Origin of the sequence: Rhizorhabdus wittichii (assembly GCF_017607425.1) — a bacterium.
In the GTDB taxonomy this organism is placed as follows: Bacteria; Pseudomonadota; Alphaproteobacteria; order Sphingomonadales; family Sphingomonadaceae; genus Rhizorhabdus; species Rhizorhabdus wittichii.
Genome location: NZ_CP059319.1, coordinates 4,238,499 through 4,252,625, shown reverse-complemented (window position 1 = coordinate 4,252,625; position 14,127 = coordinate 4,238,499). Strand labels below are relative to the sequence as shown.

Here is a 14,127-nt window from a genome sequence, read left to right as displayed (position 1 = left end):
GCAGCGATCATGTTGCAGGACGATGACGCGCCCCATGGCCTGCCCCGCCCCATTCGCGCTAGGCAGGCGGTCGCCATGACCGACCTGATCTCCTCCGTCGCCGAGCATCTCAAGTCCCGCGGCGCACAAAAGCTGCCCAGCGCCAAGGCCGAGCTGTTCATGATCCGCGACTTCCTGCCGGCGGAGACCTGCGCCGAGCTGGTCGCGCTGATCGACCGCGACAACCGGCCCTCGACGATCGCCGACGACCAGGGCATCGCCTATTTCCGCACCAGCAAGACCTGCGACCTCGACCCGCGCGACGCGCTGGCGCAGGCGATCGACGCGCGGATCGCCGACGCGCTGGGCATCGACCCGCGACTCGGGGAGCCGATCCAGGGCCAGAAATATGACGTCGGCGACGAGTTCCGCGACCATACCGACACTTTCGAGCCGACCGGCTTCGACTATCTCGCCCATTGCGGCGAGACCGGCCAGCGGAGCTGGACGGCGATGATCTATCTCAACGAACCCGCCGCCGGCGGCGCCACCCGCTTCCGCCGGCTCGACAAGATCATCCCGCCCGAGCGCGGAAAACTGGTGGCCTGGGCCAATATCGACCGGTCGGGCCGGCCCAACGAGGCGACGTTGCATTGCGGGATGAAGGTCCGCAAGGGCGCCAAATACGTCATCACCAAATGGTATCGCGAACGGCCCTGGCCCGAACGGGGCTAAGCCCGCCCCACTGTCTCCGAACTGTCATGTCGGCGTAATCGAGCCGCCATCCAGCCTCTCTAGGAGCGGGTTCCGAAGGGCGTGGCCGAGAGTCGGGCGCCCCCTCGTCCAGCAAAGGGGCCATCATGAACAAGTTCCGCACCATCCTGATGCTCGGCTGCGCGCTGGCGGTCACCGCCTGCGGCGGCGCCGACGACGTCCTTGCCGGGTGAAGGCACCATTCGCGGCATCAAGGGCGGCGGCTTCGGCACCCCGGCGTTCAACCCCGACCCCGGGCCAGGCCGCCGCGAGCTGCCCGACCGGCACGATCGACCGCGGCACCGTCACCTCGGCCTTCCGTAACTGCGAAATCTCGGGCCGCATCAGCGCCGACTATACGCTGCAGAAGCTGCCGGGCGTGGTCTACTCGCTCTCCGGCCCGGTCAATGTCGGCACCGACATCGGCGGCGACGGCGCGGCCGCGGGCGGCCAGCGCGTCACCCTCACCGTCCAGCCGGGCGTCACCGTCTTCGCCTCGTCGGGCAACGACTATCTGGTCGTCAACCGCGGCTCGCGCCTGAACGCGATCGGCACCGCGACCTCGCCGATCGTCTTCACCGCCCGCGACAACGTCGTCGGCTCCGCGACCGACAGCAGCCAGGGCCTGTGGGGCGGCATCATCCTGCTCGGCCGCGCGCCGATCTCGGATTGCAACACCGCGGTCACCGGCGGCTCGGCCCAGTGCCAGCAGGTCATCGAAGGCACCACCAGCTCGCTCTACGGCGGCGCCGAGGCGACCGACAACAGCGGCACGCTGCAATATGTCCAGATCCGCTATTCGGGCTTCGCGATCGCGCCCGGCAACGAGCTGCAGGGCCTGACCCTGGGCGGCGTCGGCAGCGGCACCACCCTCGACCACATCCAGATCCACAACAGCTCGGACGACGGCATCGAGATCTTCGGCGGCCGCGCCAACCTGAAATATCTGGTGATCACCGGCGCCGACGACGACGCGCTCGACACCGACCTCGGCTACAAGGGCTTCATCCAGTTCGTGATCGGCGTGCAGCGCGACGGCTCGAACGGCGACTCGATGATCGAAGCCGACTCGAACGGCAACGAGGACGCCACCCCGCGCCAGAACACCCGCCTCGCCAACTTCACCTTCGTCCAGCGCTCGACCGTCCAGGGCGGCAACGTCATGCTGCTGCGCGGCGGCACCGACTATACGATGGTCAACGGCGTGGTGACCGGCACCGGCGCCTGCCTCGACATCGACGAGACCGGCACCACCACGACCCGCGCGGCCAACAGCAGCCTCGACGACGTCGGCCCGCCGGTGTTCAACTCGGTCGCGCTCGCCTGCTCGGGCGGCAATTATCGCGCCGACGGCAACGAGGCGGCGGTCCAGACGATCTTCACCGCCGGCAGCAACAACAAGCCGAGCTTCACCTCGTCGCTGACCGGCACCTACATCAACGGCGCCAACGAAGCCGCCGTGCCGGCCTTCGACGCCAAGACGCTCGGCAGCTTCTTCGTCACCACGTCCTATATCGGCGCGGTGCGGGACGCGACCGACACCTGGTATGCGGGCTGGACCTGCAACTCCTCGACCGCGTCGTTCGGCAGCACCAGCGGGGCCTGCACCGCGATCCCGAACTGACCGGCGCTTGAACGACGATACGGGCGGCGGTCGCGGAAGCGCTCGCCGCCCGTTCGCACATTTGAACGGGGACCCATCATGAACAACCCTCTCGCCTTCGGGCGCATCCTCCTGCTTTCGACGGCGCTGATGTCGCCGGCCGCGCTGCTCGCGCAGGCCGCCGCGCCGGCTCCCGCCGACCAGCCCGCCGACCGGTCGTCCGCCGACAAGGGCGAGGAGCAGGTCGAGATCTCGACGCTCGGCGCGCCCTCGGCCCGCGACATCGTCGTCACCGGCCGCCGCCAGCAGAACGTCGTCCGCGCGACCCCGCAGGTCGTCTCGGTGCTCTCCTCGGCCGACATCGCCCGCACCGGCGACGGCGACATCGCCGGCGCGCTCCAGCGCGTCACCGGCCTGTCGGTGGTCGGCAACGGCTTCGTCTATGTCCGCGGCCTCGGCGACCGCTACTCGCTGGCGCTGCTCAACGGCTCGCCGCTGCCGAGCCCCGAGCCGCTCAAGCGCGTCGTCCCGCTCGACCTGTTCCCGACCAGCATCCTCGCCTCCTCGCTCGTCCAGAAGAGCTATTCGGCCAATTATCCGGGCGAGTTCGGCGGCGGCGTGATCAACCTGACGACCAAGGCGATCCCGACCGAGACCTTCCTGTCGATCGGCGGATCGATCGCCGGCGACAGCGAGACGACCGGCAATCTCGGCTATACCTATTACGGGTCGGACTATGACTGGTTCGGCTTCGACGACGGCACCCGCGACATCCCCAAGGGGCTGAAGTCCGCGATCAGGAATTCGGGCACCACCCCGATCGTCCAGGGCGCGACCTACAGCGCGCAGGACCTGCAGGGCTTCGCCGCCAGCCTGAACAATGCGGACACCGCGCTGCTCCAGCGCAACCGCAACATCCCGGCCAATTTCTCGGCCGACCTGACCGGCGGCACCTCGTTCGACACCGACAGCGGCCGGGTCGGCGTCCTCGCCGCCTTCGGCTACAGCAACAGCTGGCGGACCCGCGACGTGCTCCAGCAGTCGTCGATCGACCCGGACCTGGCCGGCATCCCGCAGACCCAGTTCCAGACCGTCATCACCGACAACCACGTCACGGTGAACGGCCTGCTCGGCCTCGGCGCCGAGGTGAACGATCACAAGTTCCGCTGGACCAACCTGTTCATCCGCGACACCGTCAAGCAGGGCCGCCTGTCGGCCGGCTACAACCGCAGCGTCGAGGACCAGGACGCGACCCTGCCGCCGTCGCTGCTCAAGCAGAACACCTACTGGTTCGAGCGCCAGCTGATCGACACCCAGGGCGTCGCCGAGCTGCGCTTCGACAAGCTCAGCATCGACCTGCGCGGCACCTATGCCAATTCGCAGCGCGAGAGCCCCTATGAGCGCAGCTTCAGCTATAATTACAGCCCGGTCGTCGGCGACTACGTCAACAACCTGACGTCGGCCGGCCAGTCGGCCGACATCGCCTTCAGCGACCTCAACGAGGATGTCTACGCGGGCAGCGCCGACATCGGCTACACGCTCGACGGCGCGCTCAAGGGCACGCTGACCGCCGGCTATGCCTATAACAAGACGAAGCGGTCGTCCGAGCGCTACCAGTTCCAGTTCTTCCGCCCGACGGGCGCGCTGAACCAGGGCGTCGCGCAGGAGCGGCCGGACTTCCTGCTGTCCGACTATAATATCTACACCTACAACATCCAGCTCCGCGACGTGTCGGGCGCCGAAGGGTCGCGCGCCTATGACGCGGATCTCGTGATCCATGCGGGCTACGGCCAGGCGGAGATCGAGCTGGGCGACGGCCTGCGCATCCAGGGCGGCGTCCGCTACGAGGACGCGAAGCAGACCGTCACCCCCGACGCCGGATCGGGCACCAACATCTCGAAGAGCTATTTCCTGCCGGCGCTGACGCTGACCTATAATTTCAACGACGACATGCAGGTCCGCATCGCCGGATCGAAGACCGTCGCCCGTCCGCAGTTCCGCGAGCTGGCGCGCCAGATCTACCAGGACTTCGAGAGCGATCGCCAGTTCACCGGCAACCCGTTCCTGACCGATTCGAAGCTGTACAATGCCGAGGCGCGCTGGGAGTGGTATTTCGACCGCAACCAGCGGCTGTCGCTGGCGGGCTTCTACAAGAAGATCGACAATCCGATCGAGGCGTCGGCCTTCTTCGCGGGCGGCGGCGTGCTCCGCACCGGCTTCGCCAACGCGCCCGAGGCGCAGCTCTACGGCGCCGAGATCGAGGCCGAGAAGCACTTCCCGCTCGACGGCCTCGGCGGCGAGTTCTTCGCCAGCAAGCGGCTGGTGATGATCGCCAACTACACCTGGACCAAGTCGAAGCTGAAGGTCGACGACTCGATCGTGATCGGGCCGGACCTGTCGCCGGTCGCCGCCAACACGCTGTTCCGCGACGGCGCGCCGCTGACCGGCCAGTCGGACCACATCGCCAACCTCCAGCTCAGCTTCGAGGATACCGAGCGCCTGTCGCAGATCACGATGCTGCTCAACTATGCAAGCGACCGCGTGACCAACCGCGGCCCGATCCAGGGCACGCTGCGCCAGCCCGACATCGTCGAGAAGCCGGGCTTCCGGCTCGACCTGGTCGGCCGCCAGGGCTTCAAGCTGCTCGGCACCGACATGGAGCTGAAGCTCGAGGCGCGCAACCTGACCGGAACCCCCTACAAGGAGTTCCAGAAGACCGGTTCGAACACCATCTACCTGAACCGCTACAAGGTCGGCCGCAGCTTCTCGCTGGGCCTGACCGCGAACTTCTGATCGGACCATATCCGATCGGACGACAGCAAGGGGGCGCGGGACCGGGGTTCCGCGCCCTCGCCGTTGGTCAGGACATCTTCGCCAGCAGCTCGGCGATCGGCACGAAGGCGAAGGCGACCGAGCTGTCGGCGACGCCATAGGGCAGGAACAGATGATCGCCATGGCGCAGCGCGCCGCAGGTATAGACGACGTTGGGCACATAGCCCTCGCGGTCCTGGTCGTGCGCGGCGAGGATCGGCTCGACGGTCCGCCCGAGCAGCTTCGACGGATCGTCCTTGTCGAGCAGGACCGCGCCGATCGCATATTTGCGCATCGCCCCGACGCCGTGGGTGAGCAGCAGCCAGCCCTCGTCGAGCTCGATCGGCGGGCCGCAATTGCCGATCTGGACCAGTTCCCACGGATAGGCCGGCGTGAGCAGCAGATCGCCGTCCTCCCACTGGTCGACCCGGTCCGACGCCAGCAGGAACAGGTTCTGCCCGTCCTGCCGGCCGATCATCATGTAATGGCCGCCGATCTTGCGCGGGAACAGCGCCATGCCCTTGTTGCGCGCCGCCGCCCCCCGCATCGGCACCAGGTCGATCGCCCGGAAATCGCGGGTGCGCATCAGCTCCGACTGGATCTCGCGCCCCGAATAGGCGGTGTAGGTGCCGATATATTCGCGGCTGCCGTCGTCATGGGTGAACAGCGTCAGCCGCAGATCCTCCAGCCCGTTGCGCTGGGCCGGGGTGATCGGGAAGATCACCGTGCCCGACAGGGTGCTGTCGGGATGGCGATAGACCGTGGTCGGGCCGTCGAGATCGTAGATGCCGTCAGCGTCGGGCGCGTCGGCGGCGGTGGCGAAGGGCGGCTCGGGCGCCAGCGTCAGCTCGCAACCGGCGGAGATCAGCCCCTCGCGGAAAGCGACCGAGCTGATATGCCCCTCCCCCACCGCGCGCAGCGACATCAGGATGCGCAGCGTCGAGGGGGACAGCCCGCTCTGGTCGGGATGCGGCACCACGCTGGGGTTCATCAGCGCGGCGGCGGCATAGCTGTATTCGTGGCAGAAATAGGCGCCGATGAGCTGCCGCTTCTCCTCGCCGACGTCGGTCGGGTCGAGATCGAGCAGGGTGCGGATCTGGTCGAAGCGGGTCTCGAACACCCGCCGCGTCTGCCAGTGGCGCGCCTCGAAATCGGCGAGGACGAGGTCGAGCTGCCAGCGCGTCTCCGCCGCGTCCAGGTCGAGCACCGCGCGGACGAGCCGCTGGGCGCGGCCGGGTTCGGCGCCATTGGCCTGCCAGGCGAGGTGGAAGGGGCGCACCACGACCCGCGACGCATCGGCGGACAGGCGGAGCGGATGATTATAGGCCGCGAGCATGGGCTCCCACAGATATTGGGACCGGACCGACGCCACCGCCGCCCTGAGGGGTTCAGGCGGCGTCACGGGTCTTTCTAGCGCCCAGATTCGCGGAAAGCATCGGGGAAAGCGAGGCCATGGCGAGATTGGCGAGTTGCAGCGCCAGGATCGATTCGGCACCCTGGTTGCGATTGATCCCGTGCGGCATCAGCCCGTCGAAGCAGCCGCCGTCGCCTGCCTGCGCGAGCGACAGGCCGAGGTCGTTGTCGCCGGTGAACCAGCCATGGGCGTTGCGCGCGCACTCCGCCCATTGCCCGTCCCCGGTCGCCGCGAGCGCCGCGAGGCAGGCGTCGATCGTCGCCTGCGCCTCCAGCGGTTGCTGGTCATAGGGCAACGGCGACGCATAGGGCCGGTGGAAGCTGTCGGTGCCGACCGGACGGAAGCCGCCGCCGGGCCCACGCTGGACGCCGCAGATCCAGGCCAGCGTCTCCAGCCCCGCGTCGATCGCCGCCTGGTCGCCGAGCGCCGCCCCCGCGCGCAGCAGCGCCTCGGGCAGGCGGGCATTGTCATAGGCGAGCACCGCCTCGAACCAGGTCCAGCCGGGCTGCCGCGCCGTGGCCAACAGGGCCATCAGCCCATCGACCACGTCGCGCAGGACGGCGCGCGACGGCGCGTGGCCGGGATCGGCGGCGAGCCGCTCCGCCGCGCCGAGCGCCGCGAAGGCGCGGGCGCGCGGCGACACGAGCTCCCCGGCGAGCGGCAGCGCCTCGTCGAACAGTGCCGCCGCCCAGCCGCGCAGGCCGGGATCGGCGCCACGGGCGGCGGCGGAGCCGAGCGCCCACAGCGTGCGGCCGTTGCTGTCCTCCGACCCCACCTCCTCGCACCAGCGGCGGTCATAGCCCATGAAGTTGCGGAAGCGGCCGCGCTCGGGGTTCCAGCCATGGTGGACGAAGGCGGCATAGGTCGCGGCAAGCCGGTCGATCAGCGCGCGGTCGCCGCCCTCGATCCGGCACATCAGGATCAGCGCGCGGGCATTGTCGTCGATGCAATAGCCATGGTTGCGATCGGGAATGCCATGGATGCCGTGCTGGAGCAGGCCGGTCCCGTCGGTCATCCGCAGCAGCGCGCCGAGGTGGAGCGGCGGGCGCGCCGGCCTGACCGCGAGCGGGCCGGCGCGCGGCCGCTCCTCGACGGCCGCGGCGATCAGGCCCATCGCGCGCTCGACCGCCCTGGGCCAGAGCAGCTCGCGGCCCAGCGCATAGGCGCGCCGCGCCAGCGCGTCGCGAGCCTCGTCGTCGCGCAGCAGGCCGCTGACCGCCGCGGCGAGCGCCCCCGCGTCGCGCGGCGGGACCAGCACGCCATGCCCGTCGGCGAGGATCTCGGCGGCGTGGAGATAGGGGGTCGAGACCACCGGCTTGCCGAGCCCGATCGCATAGGACAGCGTCCCCGAGGTGATCTGCGCCATGTTGAGATAGGGCGTGACATAGACGTCGCAGGCCTCGAGCCGGTCGAGCAGCGCCTGCTGTTCGAGGAAGGCGTCGACGAAGCGGACATGGCCGGCGATGCCGAGCGCCTCCGCCCGCGCCGTCAACGCCTCGCGCAGCGCCTCGCCCTGCTCGCGGACGAGATTGGGGTGGGTCGCGCCGATCACGAGATAGCAGCAATCGGGATGGGCGGCGGCGATCGCCGGCATCGCCTCGATCATCACGTCGATGCCCTTGTCGGGCGCGAGCAGGCCGAAGGTCATCACGATCCTGCGCCCGGCGAGGCCGAGCCGGGCCTTCGCCGCTTCGGGATCGGCATGGGCGCGGTCGGGCACGCCATGCGGGATGACGGCGATCCGGTCGGCCGCGACGCCATAGACCTCCTGCAGGATGCGGCGGCCGCGCTCGGCCATCACGATCAGGTGGGAGGCGCGCCGCAGCAGCGCCTCGAACGGAGCACGCTCGGCCGGGGAGGGATGTTCGAGGACGGTGTGCAGCGTCGCGACGATCGGCAGGGTCGACCGCTCGACGAGGTCGAGGACATGGCGCCCGCCCTCGCCGCCGAAGATGCCGAATTCGTGCTGGAGCCAGATCGCCTGCGCGCCGCTCGCCTCGATCAGCCCGGCCGCGAGCCGATAGGCGGCGGGATCGTCGGCGGCGATGGTGCGAACAGGGGCGGGATAGGCGACCCCCGACCCGTCATCCATCGCATAATGATCCACCAGCAGCGCGGGGAAGCGCGCGCGCAGCGCGTCGATGACGTGCGAGGTGAAGGTGGCGAGCCCGCAGCGGCGCGGCAGGGCGTTGCCGACGACGGCGATATGGCGAATCCGGGGCGCGGGCGGCCGATCCCCTGCGGGGGCCTCGAAGATGGAACGAATCGGGTCCTGCATGCCGCGCGGCGCTCCCTTGTCCAGCGACGCCCCCGCCGCGGGTCAAGAACGATGCTGCACCGCAATAGTTGCACCGATTTCGGCGACGCCCCGGAAAAAGCCGAGTCGGGACAAGCTTTTATCGCCGCGCCGCCGCGCTCCGATCGCGGATCGCCTTGAACTCCGACCCCGGCTTCCATTGCGGCCAGGCCGACCCGTTCGCCAGCTCCTCGGCGATGGTGCCGAGCAGGTCGATGTCCTCCACCGCCCCGGCGAGATTCCAGTCGGGGCTCCAGGCGTCGCAGGCCTGGTGATAGCATTGGCCGGTATAGGCATCGATCCACGCCTGCCCCGCCTTCACGCCGCCGTCCTTCAGGTCAGACGCCCCGGCGATCCCCATCAGCAGCAGCACCGGCACCCCGCGCTTGGCGAGCGAGAAATGGTCGGCGCGGTAGAAGAGGCCACGCTCCGGCAGGCTTTCGGGCGTCACCGTCCGCCCCTGCGTCGCCGCGACCCGCGCCAGATCGTCCTCGAGCGTGCCCTGTCCCTTGCCGACCAGCACGACGTCCTTCGCCGGGCCCGCCGTCTGGAGGATGTCGATGGCGAGGTTGGCGACGGTCGTCTCGACCGGATAGACCGGGTTGGCCGCATAATATTCGGAGCCGAGCAGGCCGCGCTCCTCGGCGGTCCAGGCGGCGAAGACGACGCTGCGGTCGGGCGCGGGGCCCGCCTTCATCGCGCGGGCGATCTCGAACAGGCCGGCGAGGCCGAGCGCGTCGTCATTGGCGCCGGCGCGGTAGATGCGGCCCTGCGCGTCGGGCTTGCCCGCGCCATAGGCGTCCCAGTGCGCGCCGAGCATCACCACCTCGTCGGGCCGCTTCGCGCCGGGCAGCCGCGCCAGCACGTTGCGGCTCGCCACCGTCTCGTGCGCGACGGGGACGTCGGCGGCGAAGGTCACGCCCTTCAATTCGACCGGCCGGAATTTCGGCGACCGCGCCGCCACCGACAGCTTCGCCAGGTCGAGCCCGGCCGAGGCGAACAGCCGGGCGGCGGCCTCGCCCGACAGCCAGCCCTGCAGGGCGACGCTGGTCAGCTCCTCCGGCTTGCGGACGATGTCGTAATTCTCGCCGCCGCCGCTGATCACCACGTTCCAGCCATAGCCCGCGCCCGCCGTCTCGTGGACGATCAGCGCGCCGACCGCGCCCTGCCGCGCGGCCTCCTCGAACTTGTAGGTCCAGCGGCCATAATAGGTCATCGTCCGGCCGCCGAACCGGCCCGCCGCGGGCTCGCCCGGCTGGGCGGCGAAATCGGGATCGTTGACCAGGAAGATGACGACCTTGCCCTTGAGGTCGGCGCCCTTGAAATCGTCCCAGCCGCGCTCCGGCGCCTTGACGCCATGGCCGACGAACACAACCGGCGCGTTCGCGATCCGCGCGGCGTCGTCGGGCCGGACGGTCGAGACATAGACGTCCTTCGCCGGCACCAGCGGCATCGCGCCCTTCGGCCCCTGGAAACCCAGCGTCTTCGGCGTGCCGAGCCGGGTGTGGAGCAGCGGCACTTTCTGCACCCACTGCCCGCCGGGCCCGCCCGGCTCCAGCCCCAGCGCCTCGAAGCGCGCGACGAGATAGCCGATCGTCCGCTCCTCCCCCGCCGTACCGGGCGCGCGGCCCTCGAACAGGTCGGAGGCGAGGGTCTTCACGGTCTCGGTCAGGCGGGCGGGATCGGCCGCGACCCTGGCGGCGGCGGGCTGGACGGTGAGCGCGGCGAGCGCGGCGGCGATGGGGAGAATCTTCATGGATGGACTCTTACGAGACCCATCCTCCACCGTCATCAACTCAGAAGTTGTTGATGAGTGGATCAGGGGAGGGGCGGCGCCTGCAACGGAGCGGAGGCGCCGGTCCAGCGGCCGACCACCGCCGCGGTCTTGCCGCCCTGGCCGTCGTCCTTGCGGGCGATCAGGCTGGTGACCTGCTGGCTGGTGTCGCCGATCCGCACCCGGGTGCGCACCCAGAAGAGGTTGGAGGTGAGCCCCGTCCCCTGCGGCATCGACACGTCAAGCGAGGCGAGGTCGGCGGCGGTCAGATAGCCTTGCCGGTCGCGCAGGGCGACGATCCGCCGCGCCGCCATCGGGTCGCCGGTCAATATGCCGATCAGGTCCTCGCTCGCGGCGTTGAGGTTGATCTTGCCCTCATAGGGGAGCGCGGTCAGCAGCCCCGACAGCCGCGCCACCTGGCCCGGCGCGAGGCCGAGCGCGCCGAGCGGGCGGATGTCGGTCAGCGGCCCGGCGGCGCGGATCGCGGCGACCGCCCGGGCCGACTGTTCGGGCGTCATCCCGACCGCGCCGGCGATCCGCCCGAGCGTCGCCGCCGCGATCGGATCGGGCTGCATCAGCGCGTTGACGTTGAACCGCCCCTGCGCGTCGGCGATGGCGAGGTCGAAGCTGCCGCCCTCGATCGGCGCGCCCGATTCGGCGAGCGCGCCCCAGGGCTCGGCGCGACTGTCGGTGTCGGGCGCGACCAGCGCGTCGCGGCGGAGCGCCACCACCGCCGACACCTCGCCGCCGCGCGCGATCGCCTGCGCCCGCGCCGCCTCGCGCATCCTGAGGCCGCGTTCGAGGCCGCTGTCCTCGGCCGAGATCATCAGCAGCAACAGGCCGCTCGCGATCGCGACGAACAGCAGCACGTTGACGAGGATCATCCCCTCCTCGCCGCGGCCGACTGTCCTCCCCTCCCGCTTGCGGGAGGGGCCGGGGGTGGGCCTCCCGACGCGCGGTCCGGAGCGCGTCCCTATCGGGCCGCGCGCCCACCCCTTGCCCCTCCCGCAAGCGGGAAGGGGATCATCGGACCGCCCCCTCACGGATGGACCGGCAACGGCACGACCCGCCGCAGCGATCCGCCGACCGTGCCGCCCGGCGCCAGCGCGATGTCGGCGGCGACGGCGGCGGGCCATTGGTTGGCCAGCTCGGGCGCCGGCGGCCAGCGGTCGACCCAGCCCTCGCCCGGCCGGTAATAGCTCCAGCGCACCGCCGCGACGCCCTGGAGCATGCGCTGCGCCCCCTGCGGCAGGCCGCGCCCGCGCACCCCGCGCAGCAGCGTGCCGGCGCCAAGCTGATAGTCGATCCGCACCGGCAGCCCGCCCGCCGCCGCCAGCGGGCGGCTGAAGCGCACGGTCGCGGCGTCGCCCTGGAGCGGGCCGGGACTGATCTGGGTCAGGTCGTTGTCGATCACGTACATCGCCCGTTGCACCTCGGCGAGCCGGTCGAGCCGGCCCTCGGTGCGGTCGCGGATACCCATCAGGCTGTCGACCAGCGCCAGTCCCGCGAGCGCGATCAACCCGAACAGCGCGAGCGAGATCATCAGCTCGATCAGGGTGAAGCCGGCTTCACGTCCCTCTTCGTCATTCCCGCGAAAGCGGGAATCCACGGTCACGGGACACCCGATCTCCTGCGGGCCGCCGTCCATGGATTCCCGCTTTCGCGGGAATGACGGGAAAGGGGTCACAGCGATCCGCTCTTGTCCGCCACCCCATAGCCGTCGGGACCCGCCACCAGCACCGCGAGCGCGCGGGCGGCGCTGCCGTCGGCGGCGAAGCGGAGCGGGCCGGTGACGATGTTGAACTGCGGCACCGACAGCAGCGCCGACCGGTCGACCACGCCGTTGGCGCGCAGCGCCTCGACGATCGTCATCGCGTCATAGGCGAGCGCCGCGATCAGCCCCGGCCCGGTCGCCCCGGCCTTCTGGTAGCGACCGGAGAAGTCCGCGAGCGCATTGGGATCGGGCGCCGACAGCCACGCCCCCGCCACGTCCTGTGGCGGCAGGTCCATCGCCTGCTGGGTGCCGAGCAGCTGGATGCCGCTGCCCGCCAGTGCGCGGGCGGCCTGGCGCAGCGCGTCGCCGCCCTCGGTGACGAGCAGGGCGTCGGGCAGCTCGCCCTGCCGGCGCAGCGCGGCGGGCAGGTCGGCCGCCGCCGTGTCGGTCGGCAGCATCGACACGTCGAGCCCGGCGGCGCCGCGCAGCCGTTCGGCCGCCGCATTGCCCTGCGCCGCCCAGCGCGACGTCCCGCCGAACACCGCGACCCGGCGCACCCCGCGCCCGCGCGCATAGCGCAGGATCGCGGTCACGCTCTGCCCGGCGGTGATGCCGAGCAGGAAGGCGCCGCTGCCGATCAAATCCTCGTCGTTGCTGAAGCTCAGCACCGGCACCTGGCCCGCAGCTCCGGCCGCCGCCCGGCTCTCCTCTGCGAACAGCGGGCCGACCAGCGCGCGGGCGTCGCGCTTGAGCGCCTGCCGCACCGCCTCGACCGCGCCGGCGGCGGTCCCGCCGGTGTCGAGCACCATCGTCTCGTCGGCCTTTCCGCCCGGCGATTGGGCGAGCGCGGCCGCGCGCTGCATGCTAAGCCCGACCGTGGCCGACGGCCCCGACAGCGGCAGCAGCAGCGCGACGCGCGGCCGCTTCCCCGAGCGGGCCGGCGCGGCGACGAGCGGAGACAGCAAGGACGATGCCGACCCCAGAAGCAGTGCCGGCGGCAGCAGCCGCAGCAATCGACGCCTATCCCGATTCATATGACGCTCCCGTCCGTCGCCGCCTCGACCGCCGCGCGCTCGCCATCGGCGGCATCGGCCTGGGCGTCTATCTGTCGACCCTGCTGGCGACGATCCCGGCGCGGATCGTCGCGCCGCTGCCGGGCGCGACCGGCACGATATGGCATGGCGCCGCCCCGGTCGATGGCGGCAGTCGCGCCGAATGGCGCTGGTCGCCGCTCGCCAGCCTGACCGGGATCGGCTTCGCCGCCGACGTCACCGTGAGCGGACCGCAGACCGCGCTCACCGCCCGCGCGCTGCTGCGCCCCGGCTCCATGCTGCTCGAGGATGCGAAGGGCCGCGCCGGCTTCGGCCTGATCGCCGCGATCGCACGGCCGAGCTTCGCCTGCGACCTGTCGATGCGGGTCGATCTCGCGCGCGTCGCGATCGGCGGCGGCAAGCAGGGCGCCGACGGCCGGATAGCGAGCGAGCCGGGCAACTGCGGCCCGTTCGGCGGTGCGCCGGTCGCGGTGCCGGCGATGGCCTTCGACGTCCGGCAGACGCCCGGCATGGCGGTGATCAACCTCGCGCCGGCCGGCGAGCGGCGGCGTCCGTTCATCGTCGGCGGGCTGACCGAGGAGGGCAAGCTGCGCCTGATCGTCACCGCCGAGGGCGCGGCGGCGATGCCCTTCCTGTCGCCCCCCGGCGGCATGAAGATCGAGACCGAGCTTTAAGGCCAAGATCCTCCCCATCGCAGATGGGGAGGGGGACCGCCGCAGGCGGTGGAGGGG

At 70.9% G+C, this 14,127-nt stretch carries 9 protein-coding genes and 1 pseudogene; 4 read left to right on the top strand and 6 right to left on the bottom strand.

Going from position 1 to position 14,127, the window contains the following annotated elements:
• Positions 1 to 75 precede the first annotated feature (75 nt).
• The 3 genes and pseudogenes from HRJ34_RS20400 to HRJ34_RS20390 all read left to right on the top strand — a co-directional run bounded on the left by HRJ34_RS20400 (position 76) and on the right by HRJ34_RS20390 (position 5,128).
• The gene (locus HRJ34_RS20400; RefSeq protein ID WP_029995373.1) at positions 76 to 714 is read left to right on the top strand and encodes a prolyl hydroxylase family protein; all 639 of its coding nucleotides are present in this window, start codon (positions 76 to 78) and stop codon (positions 712 to 714) included.
• A gap of 125 nt (positions 715 to 839) precedes the next feature.
• Positions 840 to 2,356 (top strand): annotated as a pseudogene (locus tag HRJ34_RS20395) (hypothetical protein).
• A 78-nt stretch (positions 2,357 to 2,434) separates the two neighbouring features.
• Positions 2,435 to 5,128: a TonB-dependent receptor domain-containing protein gene (locus tag HRJ34_RS20390; protein ID WP_208632245.1), complete on the top strand. Its 2,694-nt coding sequence runs from the start codon at positions 2,435 to 2,437 to the stop codon at positions 5,126 to 5,128.
• Positions 5,129 to 5,195: 67 nt separating this feature from the next.
• On the opposite strand, the gene HRJ34_RS20385 is transcribed toward HRJ34_RS20390, so the two are convergent.
• The 6 genes from HRJ34_RS20385 to HRJ34_RS20360 form a co-directional block, all read right to left on the bottom strand.
• A complete protein-coding gene (locus HRJ34_RS20385; protein WP_208634402.1) occupies positions 5,196 to 6,482 on the bottom strand; it encodes a glycoside hydrolase family 130 protein in 1,287 nt (428 codons plus the stop codon).
• 52 nt (positions 6,483 to 6,534) lie between these two features.
• Entirely contained in the window at positions 6,535 to 8,838 is a 2,304-nt protein-coding gene (locus tag HRJ34_RS20380) for a glycosyltransferase family 4 protein (protein ID WP_208632244.1), read from the bottom strand.
• A gap of 118 nt (positions 8,839 to 8,956) precedes the next feature.
• A complete protein-coding gene (locus tag HRJ34_RS20375) occupies positions 8,957 to 10,612 on the bottom strand; it encodes a M28 family metallopeptidase (protein ID WP_208632243.1) in 1,656 nt (551 codons plus the stop codon).
• A gap of 62 nt (positions 10,613 to 10,674) precedes the next feature.
• A complete protein-coding gene (locus HRJ34_RS20370) occupies positions 10,675 to 11,514 on the bottom strand; it encodes a type II secretion system minor pseudopilin (RefSeq protein ID WP_208632242.1) in 840 nt (279 codons plus the stop codon).
• A 155-nt stretch (positions 11,515 to 11,669) separates the two neighbouring features.
• Complete coding sequence (locus HRJ34_RS20365; RefSeq protein ID WP_158305158.1) at positions 11,670 to 12,245, bottom strand: prepilin-type N-terminal cleavage/methylation domain-containing protein; 576 nt, start codon at positions 12,243 to 12,245, stop codon at positions 11,670 to 11,672.
• Between the two features lie 68 nt (positions 12,246 to 12,313).
• Positions 12,314 to 13,309: a penicillin-binding protein activator gene (locus tag HRJ34_RS20360; RefSeq protein WP_226948868.1), complete on the bottom strand. Its 996-nt coding sequence runs from the start codon at positions 13,307 to 13,309 to the stop codon at positions 12,314 to 12,316.
• Positions 13,310 to 13,314: 5 nt separating this feature from the next.
• Here HRJ34_RS20360 and HRJ34_RS20355 point away from each other — a divergent pair, with 5 nt between their 5' ends.
• Entirely contained in the window at positions 13,315 to 14,070 is a 756-nt protein-coding gene (locus HRJ34_RS20355; RefSeq protein WP_208634436.1) for a hypothetical protein, read from the top strand.
• Positions 14,071 to 14,127 lie beyond the last annotated feature (57 nt).